The organism is Bacteroidota bacterium (assembly GCA_016194975.1).
Classification (GTDB): domain Bacteria; phylum Bacteroidota; class Bacteroidia; order Palsa-965; family Palsa-965.
Genome location: JACQAM010000004.1, coordinates 229,096 through 244,965, shown reverse-complemented (window position 1 = coordinate 244,965; position 15,870 = coordinate 229,096). Strand labels below are relative to the sequence as shown.

The following is a 15,870-nucleotide window of genomic DNA, read 5'->3' as shown; positions in this document are numbered from 1 at the left end:
GGATTGAACGAGGATGTGATTCGTCGCTACGTAAAATATCAGGAAGAGGAAGAACGAAAAGAAGAGAAACAGAATAAAGATTTTGGACTCTTTGAGTCCACTGGTTTATGAAATCCACCTGCTTTGCAGGTGGTCGTTTAATGTTGTGGTACGTGGTGAAAGATTACACCGATATTTCTAAAGTAAAATTTTCCACCACCACTGATGAACTCTACGTGGCTGCTGCTCCTGCCGCCGATTATAAAAAAACGCTGATCGATGCATGGGACCTCAATGAAAAGAAAGTCACAAAAAATTTTATCACAAGCGACAACGAACATTATGCGATCTCGAATCTTGATGTGAGCGCCGATGGAACACAACTCGCCGTGGCGATCTCCAATGGAAATCACGGCATCGATATTTTTGACATTGCCACTGCGAAATTGTCCACGCACATCGCCACCAAAACAGATGTGGTGGCCGTTGCGTTTTCTCCCGATGGAAAAAGTGTTGCATCGGGCGGAACAGATAAAAAAATTACCTGCTGGGACCTCGCGACAAAAAAAGCAAAATGGATCTCCGTATGGAAAACCGGCGAAGAAGATTATGTGTATGGAGTTGCTTTTTCTCATGATGGAAAAAAAATCTGCGCCTGCGGATCAGGAACCGGTGCGCCGGTTTTATTGTATGATGCGGAAACCGGAAAATCTGCCGGAGAACTCGGAGAATTTAATTCGGGCGGGAACGCGATCATTTTTGCCAATGATGATCAGTCGGTGTATGTGGCTTTCACCACCTACGGAGATTTTCACGAAGTGATCGTGGTGCAGAAGTTTGCTTTGTGAAGTTCTCACCTCTCAGTTCTCCTTACCTTTGCAACATGATTGAAATAGGAAGAACGCTGATCTCCGACGATGTGGTAGAAAAAAAATTCGTCTGCGATCTGCATGCGTGCAAGGGCGCGTGTTGTGTGCACGGTGACTCGGGCGCGCCGCTGGAAAAAGAAGAAACCGAAATTCTTGAAAAGATCTATGATAAAGTCAAACCCTATCTCACTGAAAAAGGAATTGCAGCGATAGAAAAGCAGGGAACGTGGCTCAAAGATTCGGACGGAGATAAAGTGACGCCGCTCGTGAATGGAAATAAAGAATGCGCCTACACTGTTTTTGAGAATGGCATGGCTTTGTGCGGAATTGAAATGGCGTGGAAGGATGGGAAAATAAAATGGCAAAAACCCATTTCGTGTCATTTATATCCGGTGAGGATCACTGCGCATAAAAGTTTTGATGCTGTGAATTATGAGAAGTGGAACATCTGCAAACCGGCCTGTGCATGTGGAGAAAAATTAGAGGTGCCCGTTTATAAATTCGTGAAGACAGCGCTCGTAAGAAAATACGGAAGCGAATGGTTCGAACAACTCGAAGCCGCAGCGGAGTTTGTCGCAAACAAAAAATGATCCGGCAGCAGGATGCTCTGACTGAAAAAAAAATTCTCACTCTACAAACGTAAATTTGAATCCTGCAAGAGCAATCCCAACTTTTTTTCAAAAAAAACTGACCTCACGTGGAACCCGCGTGAATCCTGAAAAAGTCCGGTGTTATTAGTCGTTATCAACAAAAGTTGTTTCGGTACTGTGTGCAAAACTTCGGTTAAATGTTAATCGAATAAACTTGACTACTCCACGCATTTTCTAAAAATTTGCCTTCGTGTGATTGAAGCGTCAGAATGATCGACGTAACACTTAAACAGCAGGCTTAGCGGCCTGCTTTTTTCGCCAAGAACACCAACAATTAACCGAATTACGAATCAATTAATCTCCCAGGAGGCGAATTTTATGGCAGAAGTGAACGAACCCATTCTCACCGATAACAAAGACCGCTTTGTTTTATTTCCGATCAAACACCACGACATCTGGGAAATGTATAAAAAGGCCGAAGCCAGTTTCTGGACGGCCGAAGAGATCGATCTCTCTGCTGATAATTCCGACTGGACCGGCAAACTCAATGACGACGAGCGGCATTTCGTAAAACACGTGCTCGCTTTCTTCGCAGCAAGCGACGGAATTGTAAATGAAAATCTCGCGATCAATTTTACCAATGAAGTCCAGTATCCTGAAGCACGCTGCTTCTACGGATTCCAGATCATGATCGAGAATATTCACAGCGAAACCTACTCGCTGCTCATCGACACTTACATCAAGGATCCGGCAGAAAAAGATAAACTCTTCCATGCTATCGATACGGTTCCTGCTGTTGGGAAAAAAGCAGAGTGGGCATTGAAATGGATCGGCAGCGGCGGATTTGCAGAGCGACTCATCGCATTCGCTGCAGTGGAAGGAATTTTCTTCTCCGGCTCTTTCTGTTCCATCTTCTGGTTGAAGAAACGCGGACTCATGCCGGGACTTTCTTTTTCCAATGAACTTATTTCACGCGACGAAGGATTGCATTGTGATTTCGCTTGTTTGCTTTACACCAAACATCTTCGTCATCAATTACCCGAATCAAAAGTGCGGGAGATCATCACCAACGCAGTAGAAATTGAAAAAGAATTTGTGACCGATGCGATTCCTGTGAAACTCATTGGTATGAATTCCGAACTCATGTGCCGTTACATTGAATTCGTTGCCGATCGTTTGCTCGTTGCACTCGGTTGCAGCAAAGTTTACAATGCAACCAATCCGTTCGACTTCATGGAAATGATCTCGCTCCAGGGCAAAACCAATTTCTTTGAAAAACGTGTTGCAGAATACCAGAAAGCAGGTGTTACAGGCGACCGTGCAAGCAACGTTTTTAAACTCGACGAAGATTTTTAAACTGAAATTCAACTCAGCGATGAGCTGAAAGAAAAAAAACTGCATACGCAATCCTCCCGATCCTCAAAACCCAAAAACGCTCCCCCTTATGTATGTAATCAAACGCGACGGAAGCAAGGAGTCTGTGAAATTCGACAAAGTCACAGCCCGGATTCAGAAACTCTGCTATGCACTCGACCCGGTGCATGTAAGCGCAGTGGAAGTGGCTATGAAAGTGATCCAGGGAATTTATCCCGGTGTCACCACCAGCGAACTCGACAATCTCGCAGCCGAAACCGCCGCGTCGCTCACCACTAAACATCCCGACTATGCGTTGCTCGCATCGCGCATAGCCGTTTCCAATTTGCATAAGAACACAGAAAAATCTTTTTCGAAAACGATAGATCTTCTCTACAATTATCTTGATCCGAAAACCGGACACAAGGCGGCGCTTATTGCAGATGATGTTTATGAAATTATCCACAACAATGCGCAACTGCTCGATTCATCTATCATCTACGATCGCGATTTCGGTTATGATTATTTCGGATTCAAAACACTCGAACGTTCTTACCTGCTGAAGATCGACGGAAAAGTTGCCGAGCGCCCGCAGCACATGCTCATGCGCGTGTCCGTTGGAATTCACAAAGAAGATATTGAATCGGCAATAGAAACTTACAATCTCATGAGCGAGCGCTGGTTCACGCACGCAACGCCCACGCTCTTCAACGCGGGAACACCCAAACCGCAAATGTCTTCCTGCTTTTTATTGACAGTGAAAGAAGACAGCATCGACGGAATTTATGATACGCTGAAAAATTGTGCGAAAATTTCTCAGAGCGCCGGCGGAATCGGATTGAGCATTCACAACATTCGCGCAACCGGTTCTTACATCAAAGGCACCAACGGAACTTCCAATGGAATTATTCCCATGCTGCGCGTGTACAACGACACCGCACGATACGTGGATCAGGGCGGCGGAAAACGCAAAGGATCTTTTGCGATTTATCTCGAACCCTGGCACGCTGATATTTTCGAATTTCTCGATATCAGAAAAAATAACGGGAAAGAAGAAATGCGCGCGCGCGATCTTTTCACCGCCATGTGGATCCCCGATCTTTTTATGAAACGTGTGAAAGAAAATTCTACCTGGTCACTCTTCTGCCCGAATGAAGCTCCGGGTTTGCACGAATGCTGGGGTGAAGAATTTGAAAAACTTTATGAGAAATATGAAGCGGAAGGCCGCCAGCGCAAAACGATACAGGCGCAGGATCTCTGGTTCGCTATTCTCGAATCACAGATCGAAACCGGAAATCCTTACATGCTTTTCAAAGATGCTGCAAACAGGAAAAGCAACCAGCAGAATCTTGGAACCATCAAATCATCAAATCTCTGCACAGAGATCATGGAGTACACTTCCTCCGAAGAGATCGCGGTTTGTAATCTTGCTTCACTCGCGTTGCCGCGTTTCGTTGACAAAGGACAATTCGATCACCAGAAACTTTTTGAAGTGACTTATACCGTCACGAAAAATCTGAACAAGATCATTGACGGAAATTATTATCCCGTTCCTGAAGCGCGTCGTTCGAACATGCGCCATCGCCCCATCGGGCTCGGTGTGCAGGGACTGGCAGATACTTTCATTCTCATGCGTTATCCGTTCGATTCGCCCGAAGCGAGAAAACTTAATTCCGAAATTCATGAGACAATCTATTATGCTTCGATGACGGCTTCGAAAGATCTCGCGAAGAGAGACGGCGCTTATGAAACTTTCCCCGGATCTCCTGCATCAAAAGGAATTTTCCAGTTCGACATGTGGGGCGTTACTCCGGGTTCGCGCTGGGAATGGGACATTCTCCGCGAGGAAGTGAAAAAATTCGGAATAAGGAATTCATTGCTGCTTGCACCAATGCCTACGGCTTCCACTTCACAAATTCTCGGCAACAACGAATGTTTCGAACCTTACACGTCGAACATTTATACACGTCGTGTTCTCTCCGGAGAATTTGTTGTAGTGAATAAACATCTGCTGAAAGATCTCGTGAAACTCGGATTGTGGAATGATAACCTGAAAAATAAAATTATTGCAGCGAACGGAAGTGTGCAGGAAATTCCGGAGATTCCGCAGAATGTAAAAGATATTTACCGCACAGTCTGGGAAATTTCTCAACGTTCACTTATCGATATGGCAGCCGATCGCGGCGCATACATCTGCCAATCGCAGTCGCTGAATTTATTTGTGCCTTCTCCGAATTTTGCAAAACTAACTTCCATGCATTTTTACGCGTGGGAAAAAGGTTTGAAAACAGGAATGTATTACCTGCGCACAAAAGCAGCAGCCGATGCAATCAAATTCACTGTCGACCAGAGCGCGCTTGCAGAACCGGTGAATGAAGTGGTGGCGGAAACCGCCGTTTCACTCGATGAAGCAAAAGAACAAATGGCCTGCTCGCTCGATAATCCTGATGCGTGTGAGGCGTGTGGGAGTTAGACTTCGTCAGCCTTCGACAAGCTCAGTCTGACAACTTGCTTCACGCTCAGGCCTCAGTCTGACAAATTCAGAAACCGCTATCCGAAAGAGTGGCGGTTTTTATTTTCGGATAGTTTGTCTAACTTGTATATGGATTATTACAATGAAGAAGATCGTTTTCCTTTTTTTGGTGTTTAGTATTTCGTGTTCTGTTTTGCATTCGCAGAATCTTGTGGTGAATGGTGATTTTGAAAGTAAAGATTCGGTTTTCAAGCCAAAACAAATGGATGTTTTTTCTGTTTATCATGTTGCAGGGTTTTACAATCCAACTTATGGAAGCCCGGATTTTTATATGATGAGAAACCAGGCAACTTGGTCATCTCAAATTAAAATTCTCCCTCATTCAGGAAATTCTTTTGCGGGATTTATCTCATCCTATTCCGCTTATTCGGGAGAATATTACGAATACGTCGGAGGTGAATTAACAGTTCCATTGGTTACAGGACAAGAATACCTTATGACATTTTATCTGGCCCTCTATGATCAAAGTAATTATTCTATAGATTCCATTGGCATTCATTTCAGCGGACAAAAATTATTTGTGAGTTCTGATGATATGATCAACCCATCTTTACCTCACGCTTCCTCACGAATCAAAGAATACTTTACTGAGAGAGGAGTCTGGAGAAAAGTTTCGATCCTCTATACCGCAAAGGGAGGGGAAAAGTATTTTGTCTTAGGGGATTTTACGAAATGTCTGTCATCAACTCCGGAATTGAAGAATCTTTCAGATACATCTTCATATTCCACGGGCAGTTCCACAAATAACAAGAAGGGTCGCAGTTCGTATTATTACATTGACGATATTTCTCTCATCGCGTACGACGATTCAATTTCCGCCGGAAAAAAAATCATTGCAGACGATATTCATTTTGCGTCCGGAGATTCAACGATCAACAGCGATTCCTACTGGAAATTGGATTTACTCTCCAATGAATTATCACAAACCCCGAAGATTAAAGTCGAAATCGACGGCCACACGGATTCAACCGGTACGACTGATGCAAATCAAAAACTCTCGGAGGCGCGTGCGCGTGCGGTGAAAAGATATTTTGTTTCGAAAGGAATCGATGCGAAGAGAATTACCACAAAAGGTTATGGTTCCTCCAAACCATTGGGAAAAGATCCCGCGAAGAACAGGAGGGTGGAATTTATTTTTTCGGAATAGGAATTTCCGGGATTCGTAAAAAAATTGCTTACCATACTAAGCAAAAAATAACTATATTTGCTTATCATAACAAGCAACTATGGATTCCCTCATTGAGAAACACCGCCGGAAACTGGAGAACACCTCCCTCGACTTCGTGCGCGGCATCATGGACGAGATCCGCTGGGAAGCACGACTCATCGGGATAAAAGGCGCGAGAGGAGTGGGGAAGACCACGTTATTACTTCAATACATTAAAATGAATTTGCCGGCCGACTCGACGCTTTATGTGAGTCTCGACAATATCTGGTTCGGCGCGAATACGCTTACGTCGCTTGCTGATGAATTTGTAAAACACGGAGGCCGGTATCTTTTTCTCGATGAAGTGCATCGTTATCCCAACTGGTCGCAGGAATTAAAAAATATTTATGACGATCATCCGAAATTGAAAATAGTTTTTACCGGATCGTCGCTTCTTGAAATTCTCAATGCGCGAGCAGATCTGAGCAGGCGCGCGATCGTGTACACGATGCAGGGATTGTCGTACAGAGAATATCTGAATCTTGTTGCCGGAACAAAATTTCAAAAGTATTCATTGAAGGAAATCCTGGAAGATCATTCCGCCATCTCCGGAAAAGTGAATGCGAAGATCAGGCCGCTGAAATATTTCCGTGATTATCTGAAGAGTGGATATTATCCTTTCTTCCGGGAAGTTCCCGAACTCTATCATCAGCGACTGGAAGAAGTGGTGAATCTTATTCTCGAGATAGAATTGCCGCTACTGCGAAGAGTAGATACAGCGTATGTTGTAAAATTGCGGCAGTTGCTGCAAATTATTTCCGAGTCTGTTCCTTTCATTCCAAACGTTAGTAAACTGAGTGAGCGTATGGGTTTGAACAGAAATACTTTTATCACTTACCTGTATTTTCTCGCCGAAGCGCACATCACGCGCAATCTTTATCGCGATGCGAAAGGAATTACGCAGTTGCAAAAACCGGATAAGATCTATCTCGAGAACACGAATTTTCAATTTGCTTTTGCCGCTGATAATGTGAATGCAGGAAATCTGCGCGAAACTTTTTTTGCCAATCAGCTTGGCTATGCACATGAGATCGAGTACAGCGAAGCCGGAGATTTTGTGATCGATCACAAATTCACATTCGAAATAGGAGGGAAAGATAAAACCGCGCGACAACTGAAAAAAATAAAAAACAGTTTTGTGGTCGCCGACAATCTTGAAAGCAGTGTACGTGGAAAAATTCCATTGTGGTTGTTTGGGTTTTTGTATTGAGCGGATATCCGGTGTTCTATTTTACGTGCGACCCGGTTCCAATAAAAATTACGAATGAACTGAAGTATATTCTTTATTTTCACGCCTGATTTATACATTTCCTGTTTTTCCGTCAGCAATTCAGAATGAAGAATATCTCCGCAGTTTTTATTCTCCTGTTTATTTTCTCCCGTATTTCTGTGAATGCCCAATCCGATTCACTGAACAGAATTATTTCTTCCGCGCCTCACGATTCCGTGCGAGCGCGCCTGTGCAACGAGTACAGCGCACGTCTCTCAAATTCAGATAATAAGTCGGCGATGTATTACGCGCAGCAGGCGATGAATTATTCGAAAAAATGCGGCGATAAAAAGGCGGAAGCGCTTTCGAATATCAATCTCGGCTATTCTGTTTTTTATTCCGGCAATAGCGATTCCTCGATCACGTTAAACAGGATTGCTATAAAAATAGCGAGAGCGATCGGCGATTCGGATCTTGTTGCGATGGGATATAACAGGATCGGTTTTGAACTCCGCCAGCAAGGAGATCTCGCAGGAGCGCTTGTGAATTACAACCGGGCGCTCCAGAGCAACAAGAATGAATCGGATATTGATGAAGCGGGATTCACGTATCTCAATATCGGTTTGATCTATCATGATAAACTCGATTATGCGAATGCATTGCTCAATGAAGAAAAAGGTTTGGAGTTATACAAGAAGGCGAAAGATGAAATGAAAGAAGCGAATGCACTGACGAGAATAGGAAATGTATGGCTTGACAAACGCGACTCCGTTAAAGCGCTCGAGTATTACAAGCAGGGGCTGGAACTTTTTCAGAAGAACAATCATCTGCGCGGCGTTGCAATTTGTTTGAATAATATGGCCATGATCTACGACGGAAAGGGGGATCATAAAAAAGGACTGGAATATTATTTTCGTGCGCTCGCCATTCGCCAGAAGATCGGTGATCTGAACGGAACTGCTCTTGTGAGCAACAACATCGGCGCGATCTACGAATCGATGGAGATGTACGACAGTGCATTGTTTTATATGCAGAAGAGCATGGACATTGCGAAAGAGATCAATTATAAAGACATGCTCAGTACGAATTACATGACGATCTCCAGTGTACTTGCAAAGATGGGAGAATACGATAAAGCGCTTGATTATTTTAAAATGTATCATGATATGCAGGACACGCTTCTCGGGGAAAAAAGCCGCGAGCAATTGAATACACTTAACACGCAGTTTGAAACGGCGAATAAAGAAAAACAAATCAAAGAACTGCAAACGGAAACTCAATTGAAGAATACAGCGCTGGACCAGCAGAAGAAAAGAAATCTTTTTATGATTGCTGCGCTTGCGTTGCTCGTGTTGCTTGTGGGTGCGGTCTGGCGCAATGCAACGCGCTCGCGCAAAGCGAATGTAATCCTCGAAAAGCAAAAATCGGAAATAGCCGCGCAGAAAAAAATAGTGGAAGAACAACATCACGACATGCGCGATTCCATAACGTATGCAAAAAGAATACAGAGCGCCATTCTTCCTTCTGAAGAAGAACGAAAAAATATTTTCCCGAAGTCGTTTGTCTTTTACAGCCCGCGTGATATTGTGAGCGGCGATTTTTATTGGATGAGTAATTGTGAAGGAAAAAAAATAATTGTTGTCGGCGATTGCACAGGCCACGGAGTTCCCGGCGCTTTCATGTCGCTCATCGGGAATACTTTACTCAACCAGATCGTGAATGAAAAAAAGATCACTGATCCCGGGAAGATTCTCGATCACCTCAGCGATGCGGTTGTCGCTTTATTGAAACAGAAGGAACAATCGCAGGAAAAAACAGACCAGTTTGCCGTCGATAATGTGCGCGACGGAATGGACATTGCTCTTTGCGTGATCGATGAGAAGAAAAAAGAAATTTCTTTTTCCGGAGCAAATAATCCTATGCTCTACATTTCGCAGGGAAAATTATCGGAACTGAAAGGAGATCGCCAGCCAATAGGATTTTATGCAGCCGAGAAAAAACCATTCCGCACGCAACTGGTTCCAATGAATGAAGTGGAAAAGTTTTATTTGTTCTCCGATGGCATCACGGATCAGTTCGGTGGAGCGGACGGAAAAAAATTCCGCATCAGCCGGTTGAAGGAAAAATTAATTTCAATGAACAGCACACCTATGCTCCAACAGGGAACCGAACTCGAAAATAGTTTTGATGAATGGCGCGGCAGTATTGAACAGATCGATGATGTGCTGGTGGTGGGCGTGGAATTGGAATAGCAGCAGCAGAAATTTCACTCCTGCCCGTTCGGTCAGGCGGGGAATGCCTATCTTAGATTTCATCCTGAAAATGAAAATCATCGCACGGATATTTCTCCTTATTTTTTTCTCTGTACTGACGGGGACATTATTATTTTCCCAGAATAAAACGCTCGATTCACTCAAACTCCTTCTGAAAAATGAAACAAAGGACACAACCGAAGTGAATGTGCTCAACAGCATCAGCAAAGAACTTTCTACTACCGGCGATTATGACCGCGCGCGCAATTATGCAGAGCAGGCAAAGATCCTTGCTGATCGTTTGCATTTTCAGCGCGGGGTGGCAGATTACTACAGCAATATCGGCGTTGTTTTTTATTACCAGGGAAATTATTCCGAAGCGCTCAATTCACATCTTGCCGCGCTGAAGATCCGCGACTCATTGCAGGATAAAAGAGGAATTGCCGCATCGTACAACAATATTTCCGTTGTTTACATTTACCAGAAAAATTACAGCGACGCGCTGCATTATCTTCTTCCTTCACTGGCTATCAAAGAAGAACTCGGTGATAAAAAAGGATTGATCAGTACGTGCAACAATATTGGCCTTGCTTACTACGGATTGAAAAATTTTTCTGAAGCGCTGAAGTATTACCAGAAATCGCTTGCGATAAGTGTGGGAATGAAAAGTGCTAAAGGAATGGGCAATGCTTACAACAACATCGGTGATATTTATTACGACGAAGAATCTTTCGACACGGCGTATCATTATTACAATGAAGCGATGACGATCAGGAGAAGATCAGGTTACCGGCAGGGCATGATGAGTTCGCTGGTGAAACTCGGGAATACCTGCACACTTCTGAAAAATTTCAAAGAAGCTCATGCTGATCTCGATTCTGCATTGGCAATTGCCATCGATATAAAAGAAAAAGAAGGAATGGGCGACAGTTACGATGCGTTATCGCGGCTTGCTGCTGCCGAAGGAGATTTCAAAAGTGCATTCGAGTATCTTGGAAAATTCAAAGACATAAAAGATTCTATTTTCAATGAGCAGAGTGTGAATAATTCAATTCGTGCTTCACTGAATTATGAATTCGGAAAAAAGTCGGCGGCGCAGAAAGCGGAGAATGAAAAAAATGAAGCATTGCTGAAAGAAGAAGCGAACAGGAAACAACTTGCGGTTTATTTTGTACTCGGAATTCTTTTACTCGTGGTTGTCTTCTCATTTTTTGTTTACCGCGGATTTCTCCAGAAAAAATCAGCGAACAGGGAACTGGATTTGCGCAACAGGAAGATCGAGCAGGCGTACACCATCATCGAAACAAAAAACCAGGAGATCACCGACAGTATCAATTATGCACAGCGCATTCAGCAGGCGATCCTTCCTGAAATTTCCGAAATCAAAAATGCGCTACCGGAAAGTTTTGTTTTTTACCAGCCAAAAGATATTGTGGGAGGTGATTTTTATTTTTTCACCAAAAAAGAAAACGAGGTTTTCATTGCTGCAGCCGACTGCACGGGGCACGGAGTTCCCGGCGCTTTCATGTCGCTCATCGGTTCCAAAGAATTGGGGTTGGCGAACCTGGAAAGTAATTCGCCCGGAAAAATTCTGCAGCGATTGAATCTCGGTTTAAAAAATACGCTGAAACAGAATAATCTTGAAGGAACAAAAGACGGAATGGATATCGCACTGGTGAAGATCACCGGCAAGGAAATAATTTTTTCAGGAGCCAACCGGCCTTTGTGGATCGTGAGGAAGAATGCAACAACAACGGAAGAAATAAAACCGGTGAAAACAGCAATCGCAGGATTCACTCCCGATGACCAGGAATTCGCAGAGCACACTTTGCAAATGAATTCCGGTGATACCTTTTATATTTTCACTGACGGCTATACCGACCAGTTCGGGAATTCAAATACTGCCATGCGCGATCAGAAAAAATTATCAACTAAAAAATTCCGCGAAAAATTATTGAGCATCCAGCAAATGAAAATGGAAGAACAGGAAAATGAACTGCGGAAATTCATTGGCAGCTGGAGAGGAGAGAATGAACAGCTCGATGATATTCTGGTGATCGGGGTCAGAGTTTGATGGGGGGGGCGAAGTGCGAAATCGCCGGTGAAAAACCGTCGTGCGAAAATGCGAACTTCGCATAAACGATTTAGCACTTTAGTACTTCGCATTTTCGAACTGCCACGAAGCTGGCAGAGTTCGCAATTGGTTCCCCTAAACTTTCTCCGGCAATTCCAACGGCACATCCAGTTTTGAAATTTTACTCCATCCCCCGCGCACGTTGGTGAGATTTGTAAATCCTTTTTGTTTGAGAATAGAAGCTGCGATCACCGAACGGTAACCACTCTGGCAATGGAGGTAATAATTATTTTCAGGTTTCAGTGAAGAAAGATTTTTCGCATCGGAAAAATTCGTCAGGCATAAATTTTCTGCACCAGCCACATGTCCATTATTCCATTCACCGGCGCGTCGCACATCGAGCACTCTGTTTTTACTTTTTCCTGATTTAATATCAGCCGCAAAAATTTCCGGATCAACGGAGGCAAGTGTATCTACGGGCATGCCCGCATTTTTCCACGCGCTCATTCCGCCCTCGAGGTACCCGCGCACATTCTCGTAACCCACGCGTGCGAGACGCAGAATAGCTTCTTTTTCTTTTCCGTTTTCGGTCACAACAACAAGAGGAGTTTTGATATCGATCAGCGTTCCCACCCATACTGCATACGTTCCATTGAGCCCGATGAAAAGTGAACCGGGAACAAAACCTTTTACGAATTCTTCTGCGTTGCGTGTATCGAGAACGAGCGCGCCTTTTTCAATTTCGCGATTCACGTTTCCGGGAGAAATTCCTTTGAGATTTTTTTCAATTACGCGGTCGATATTCTCATAACCGTTCTTGTTGATCATTGCATCTTCGAAAAAATATTGCGGAGGAGCGCTCAGCCCGTCAATCACCGCTTTGATGAATTCATTTTTGTCGGTGATCTTCATTGCGTAATTCGTTCGCTTCTGTTCGCCGATGGTGGACCATGTTTCTTTGCCGATATTTTTTCCGCAGGAAGAACCGGGGCCGTGTGCGGGATAAATGATCACCTCATCAGCAAGCGGTTTTAATTTATTCTTGAGCGATTCGAACATCATTCCGGCGAGTTCTTCTTTCGTCATTTTTCCGTCGAGCAGATCAGGACGGCCCACATCGCCCACAAAAAGTGTATCGCCGGTGAATACGGCATTCTCTTTTTTATTTTCATCGAGCAGCACATAGCAGGAAGATTCAGGCGTGTGCCCGGGCGTATGCATAACGCGCAAACAAATTTTTCCGATATGAAATTCCTCTCCGTCTTTCGCAACATGCACTGCATAATTTGTTTCTGCGCCGGGGCCATAAACAATAGTTGCGCCCGTAGCTTTCGCAAGATCAATGTGGCCTGAAACAAAATCGGCGTGGAAATGCGTTTCAAAAACATATTTGATCTTCACTCCGCGTTCCTGCGCTTTTTTCAAATAAGGTTCCGTCTCACGCAAAGGATCGATCACCGCTGCTTCACCATCGGATTCTATCCAGTAAGCGGCTTCCGCGAGGCAATTCGTATAAAGTTGTTCGATGTACATGACAATGAGAATTGATGTGTTTCTATTCTACAAAGGTAAGGAGATTGAAGCAAAGGAGAAGATGACCACGATCAGCGTTAATGCATTTCCGTATGATCGGATTGACAAAATCTATGCAGATTTTACCTGCTGAAGAATGGGTTGCCGCATCGCAAAGAAGTTTATTTTTGGATACGAATGAATCTTCATTTTCCTGCTGAATTTCCGTTGCTGAAAACAAAACGGCTTTTGCTGCGTGCAGTTCATGATCGTGACAGCGCCACTGTTTTTCATTTGTATTCCAATGAAAAAGTGATGCACCAGCGCGGGGAACCTTTGTTTGAAAGTAAAAATGAAGCGCTGCAGAAAATATTTTACTGGAGAAAATTATTTGCAACGGGCAATGGAATACGCTGGGGAATAGAATTTACTTCCACAAAAAAACTGATTGGTACGATAGGCATGAAAAAAATATTTCACCAGCATTTCCGCGCCGATATCGGTTACGAACTCGATCCGGCATGGTGGAACCGCGGAATAATGACAGAAGCCGTGAAAGCGATCACCGATTTCGGTTTTGAAAAAATGAAATTGCATTCTTTCGAAGCTAACATTACGCCGGGACACATTGCTTCACAACGCGTACTCGAAAAGATCGGTTTTAAAAATGAAGCACATTTCCGTGAAAATTATTTTTACCAGGGATGGTGGGATTCGGGAATATGGTCGCTCCGAAAAAAATAAAAAAACCAAATTCCAAAAAGAAAATTTTTATTTTGGAATTTGGAATTTCTTTTTTTTACTGAACAATAAGTCTCCTCACTGTTCGCTGCCCATTTTGTTCGAGTGAAACAGAATAAACTCCACTCGCAAAATTTTGCAGGTCGATAGCGATGCGCTGCTGCCCGGTGGAAGAAATATTTTCTTCATGAACTTTTCTTCCGGATGCGTCAGTGATGGAAAGAATAATTTCATTGGAAGGATTGTTATTCTCAAATTCTATCCACGCCACATTGCTCGCCGGGTTCGGATACAATTTCACCAACCCGAATTTATTCCATTCAGTCCCTGTACTCAGCAATGAAGATTTCAGTTCCACATCATCAACATAAAGAATACTTCCCGTATTCGTGCTGTCGGCATTTCCGAAAACAGAAGCAAATGTCAATCCAAGAGTATCAGGAGCGCTGAAGGAAGAAAATGGAATTGAAAAAGAAGTCCACACTGCAGCAGGAGGCAAGCCCACGTAAGCGCCGCCAACTCCTGACGCATTATTTGTGCAATTGATCCAAACTGTTGCACTGTCAATTCCTGCCGGCAGAAATTTATACCAGCCCACGAGTGTGTCCTGCATGAGCGTGTATGGACGCCCGCCTACGGGACCCATGTTAGTGAGTTGGCCTGTTGTCGCAACTCCGAAGCCAGTATTCGGTCCGCCGCTGCTGATGTTATTCAGTTGCAAACAATAAGTTCCGCTATGCGCAGATGTAGAACGATAAATGGTATCGCCACCAACAGCCCAACTCACAGGAGTGTACATGGAACGCGAAATCCAGTTTTCAAAACTTCCGTTCAGTTGTGTCGGTTGCGAAACAACTCCTGTAAAATAAATATTATCGATCTGCAGCATGCTTCCCGGAATTCCGTTGAACACAAATGCATTGCTCGATGCAGCGCCTATGATCACCGAATCCGGCGTTGCAAATCCGGGAATATTGAGCGTGACTGTGAATGGAGTGTAAGTATTGTGCACGCCATAAAATTGCCCGGCATCAAAACTCACTGCACTTCCTGCTTGTTTGAAAATGACAAGAATAATTCCGGTATCACCCGCAGGAATATTGCTTTTGTAATAACCGGTGAGTGTAACAGGATGCTGGCTGTATGGAATTCCACCAGCCAAAGTATTCGGATCTCCATTGATAAAATATCCGAAAGAAGTATCCGTGGCGTTGGAAACGGTGGTGAGTTGAATGGCATAAGTTCCTGCCTGCGGGTCGGGAACTTTGTTTGCATTCACAGGAAGTCCGCGCAGAATATTATTCTGGTTGGAAGTCATCCAGTAGTACATCGGATCTTCATACGATGAAGTATTCCAGTTTTCAAATCCTCCGTTGGGGATCGTTTGCGCGAATGTTGCTGCGCTGAGAAATGAAACGGAAAGAAAGAGTAGTAGTTTTTTCATTTGATAACATTTTTGTCAAAATTAATGAATTGTGGTGTGCGTTTCAGATGATAGTTGGCAGATGAATTGATGATTTATTCCCAGTTAAAGAATGTTAACCTTCCGA

The 15,870-nt window shown here is 43.9% G+C and carries 11 protein-coding genes; 9 read left to right on the top strand and 2 right to left on the bottom strand.

What is annotated here, in order from left to right; all coding sequences use genetic code 11:
• Nucleotides 1-107: 107 nt before the first annotated feature.
• The 8 genes from HY064_02980 (at nt 108) to HY064_02945 (ending at nt 12,067) form a co-directional block, all read left to right on the top strand.
• A complete protein-coding gene (locus HY064_02980; GenBank protein ID MBI3509600.1) occupies nt 108-827 on the top strand; it encodes a hypothetical protein in 720 nt (239 codons plus the stop codon).
• Between the two features lie 35 nt (nt 828-862).
• Entirely contained in the window at nt 863-1,438 is a 576-nt protein-coding gene (locus tag HY064_02975) for a DUF3109 family protein (protein MBI3509599.1), read from the top strand.
• Nucleotides 1,439-1,816: 378 nt separating this feature from the next.
• Nucleotides 1,817-2,794 (top strand): ribonucleotide-diphosphate reductase subunit beta, encoded by a 978-nt coding sequence (locus tag HY064_02970; GenBank protein ID MBI3509598.1) that lies wholly within the window; start codon nt 1,817-1,819, stop codon nt 2,792-2,794.
• An 88-nt stretch (nt 2,795-2,882) separates the two neighbouring features.
• On the top strand, nt 2,883-5,264 hold the full coding sequence (locus HY064_02965; protein ID MBI3509597.1) for a ribonucleoside-diphosphate reductase subunit alpha: 2,382 nt from the start codon (nt 2,883-2,885) through the stop codon (nt 5,262-5,264).
• A gap of 142 nt (nt 5,265-5,406) precedes the next feature.
• Nucleotides 5,407-6,471, top strand: coding sequence for an OmpA family protein (locus HY064_02960; GenBank protein ID MBI3509596.1), 1,065 nt, complete (start codon nt 5,407-5,409; stop codon nt 6,469-6,471).
• A gap of 79 nt (nt 6,472-6,550) precedes the next feature.
• Nucleotides 6,551-7,741 carry an AAA family ATPase gene (locus tag HY064_02955; GenBank protein ID MBI3509595.1) on the top strand — a complete coding sequence of 397 codons (1,191 nt, stop codon included), beginning with the start codon at nt 6,551-6,553 and terminating at the stop codon, nt 7,739-7,741.
• Between the two features lie 125 nt (nt 7,742-7,866).
• A complete protein-coding gene (locus HY064_02950; GenBank protein ID MBI3509594.1) occupies nt 7,867-9,993 on the top strand; it encodes a tetratricopeptide repeat protein in 2,127 nt (708 codons plus the stop codon).
• A gap of 70 nt (nt 9,994-10,063) precedes the next feature.
• A complete protein-coding gene (locus HY064_02945) occupies nt 10,064-12,067 on the top strand; it encodes a tetratricopeptide repeat protein (GenBank protein ID MBI3509593.1) in 2,004 nt (667 codons plus the stop codon).
• A gap of 135 nt (nt 12,068-12,202) precedes the next feature.
• On the opposite strand, the gene HY064_02940 is transcribed toward HY064_02945, so the two are convergent.
• On the bottom strand, nt 12,203-13,600 hold the full coding sequence (locus tag HY064_02940; protein MBI3509592.1) for an MBL fold metallo-hydrolase: 1,398 nt from the start codon (nt 13,598-13,600) through the stop codon (nt 12,203-12,205).
• A gap of 177 nt (nt 13,601-13,777) precedes the next feature.
• On the opposite strand from HY064_02940, the gene HY064_02935 reads away from it, so the two are divergent.
• Entirely contained in the window at nt 13,778-14,323 is a 546-nt protein-coding gene (locus HY064_02935) for a GNAT family N-acetyltransferase (protein MBI3509591.1), read from the top strand.
• Between the two features lie 55 nt (nt 14,324-14,378).
• On the opposite strand, the gene HY064_02930 is transcribed toward HY064_02935, so the two are convergent.
• Nucleotides 14,379-15,764 carry a T9SS type A sorting domain-containing protein gene (locus HY064_02930; protein MBI3509590.1) on the bottom strand — a complete coding sequence of 462 codons (1,386 nt, stop codon included), beginning with the start codon at nt 15,762-15,764 and terminating at the stop codon, nt 14,379-14,381.
• Nucleotides 15,765-15,870 lie beyond the last annotated feature (106 nt).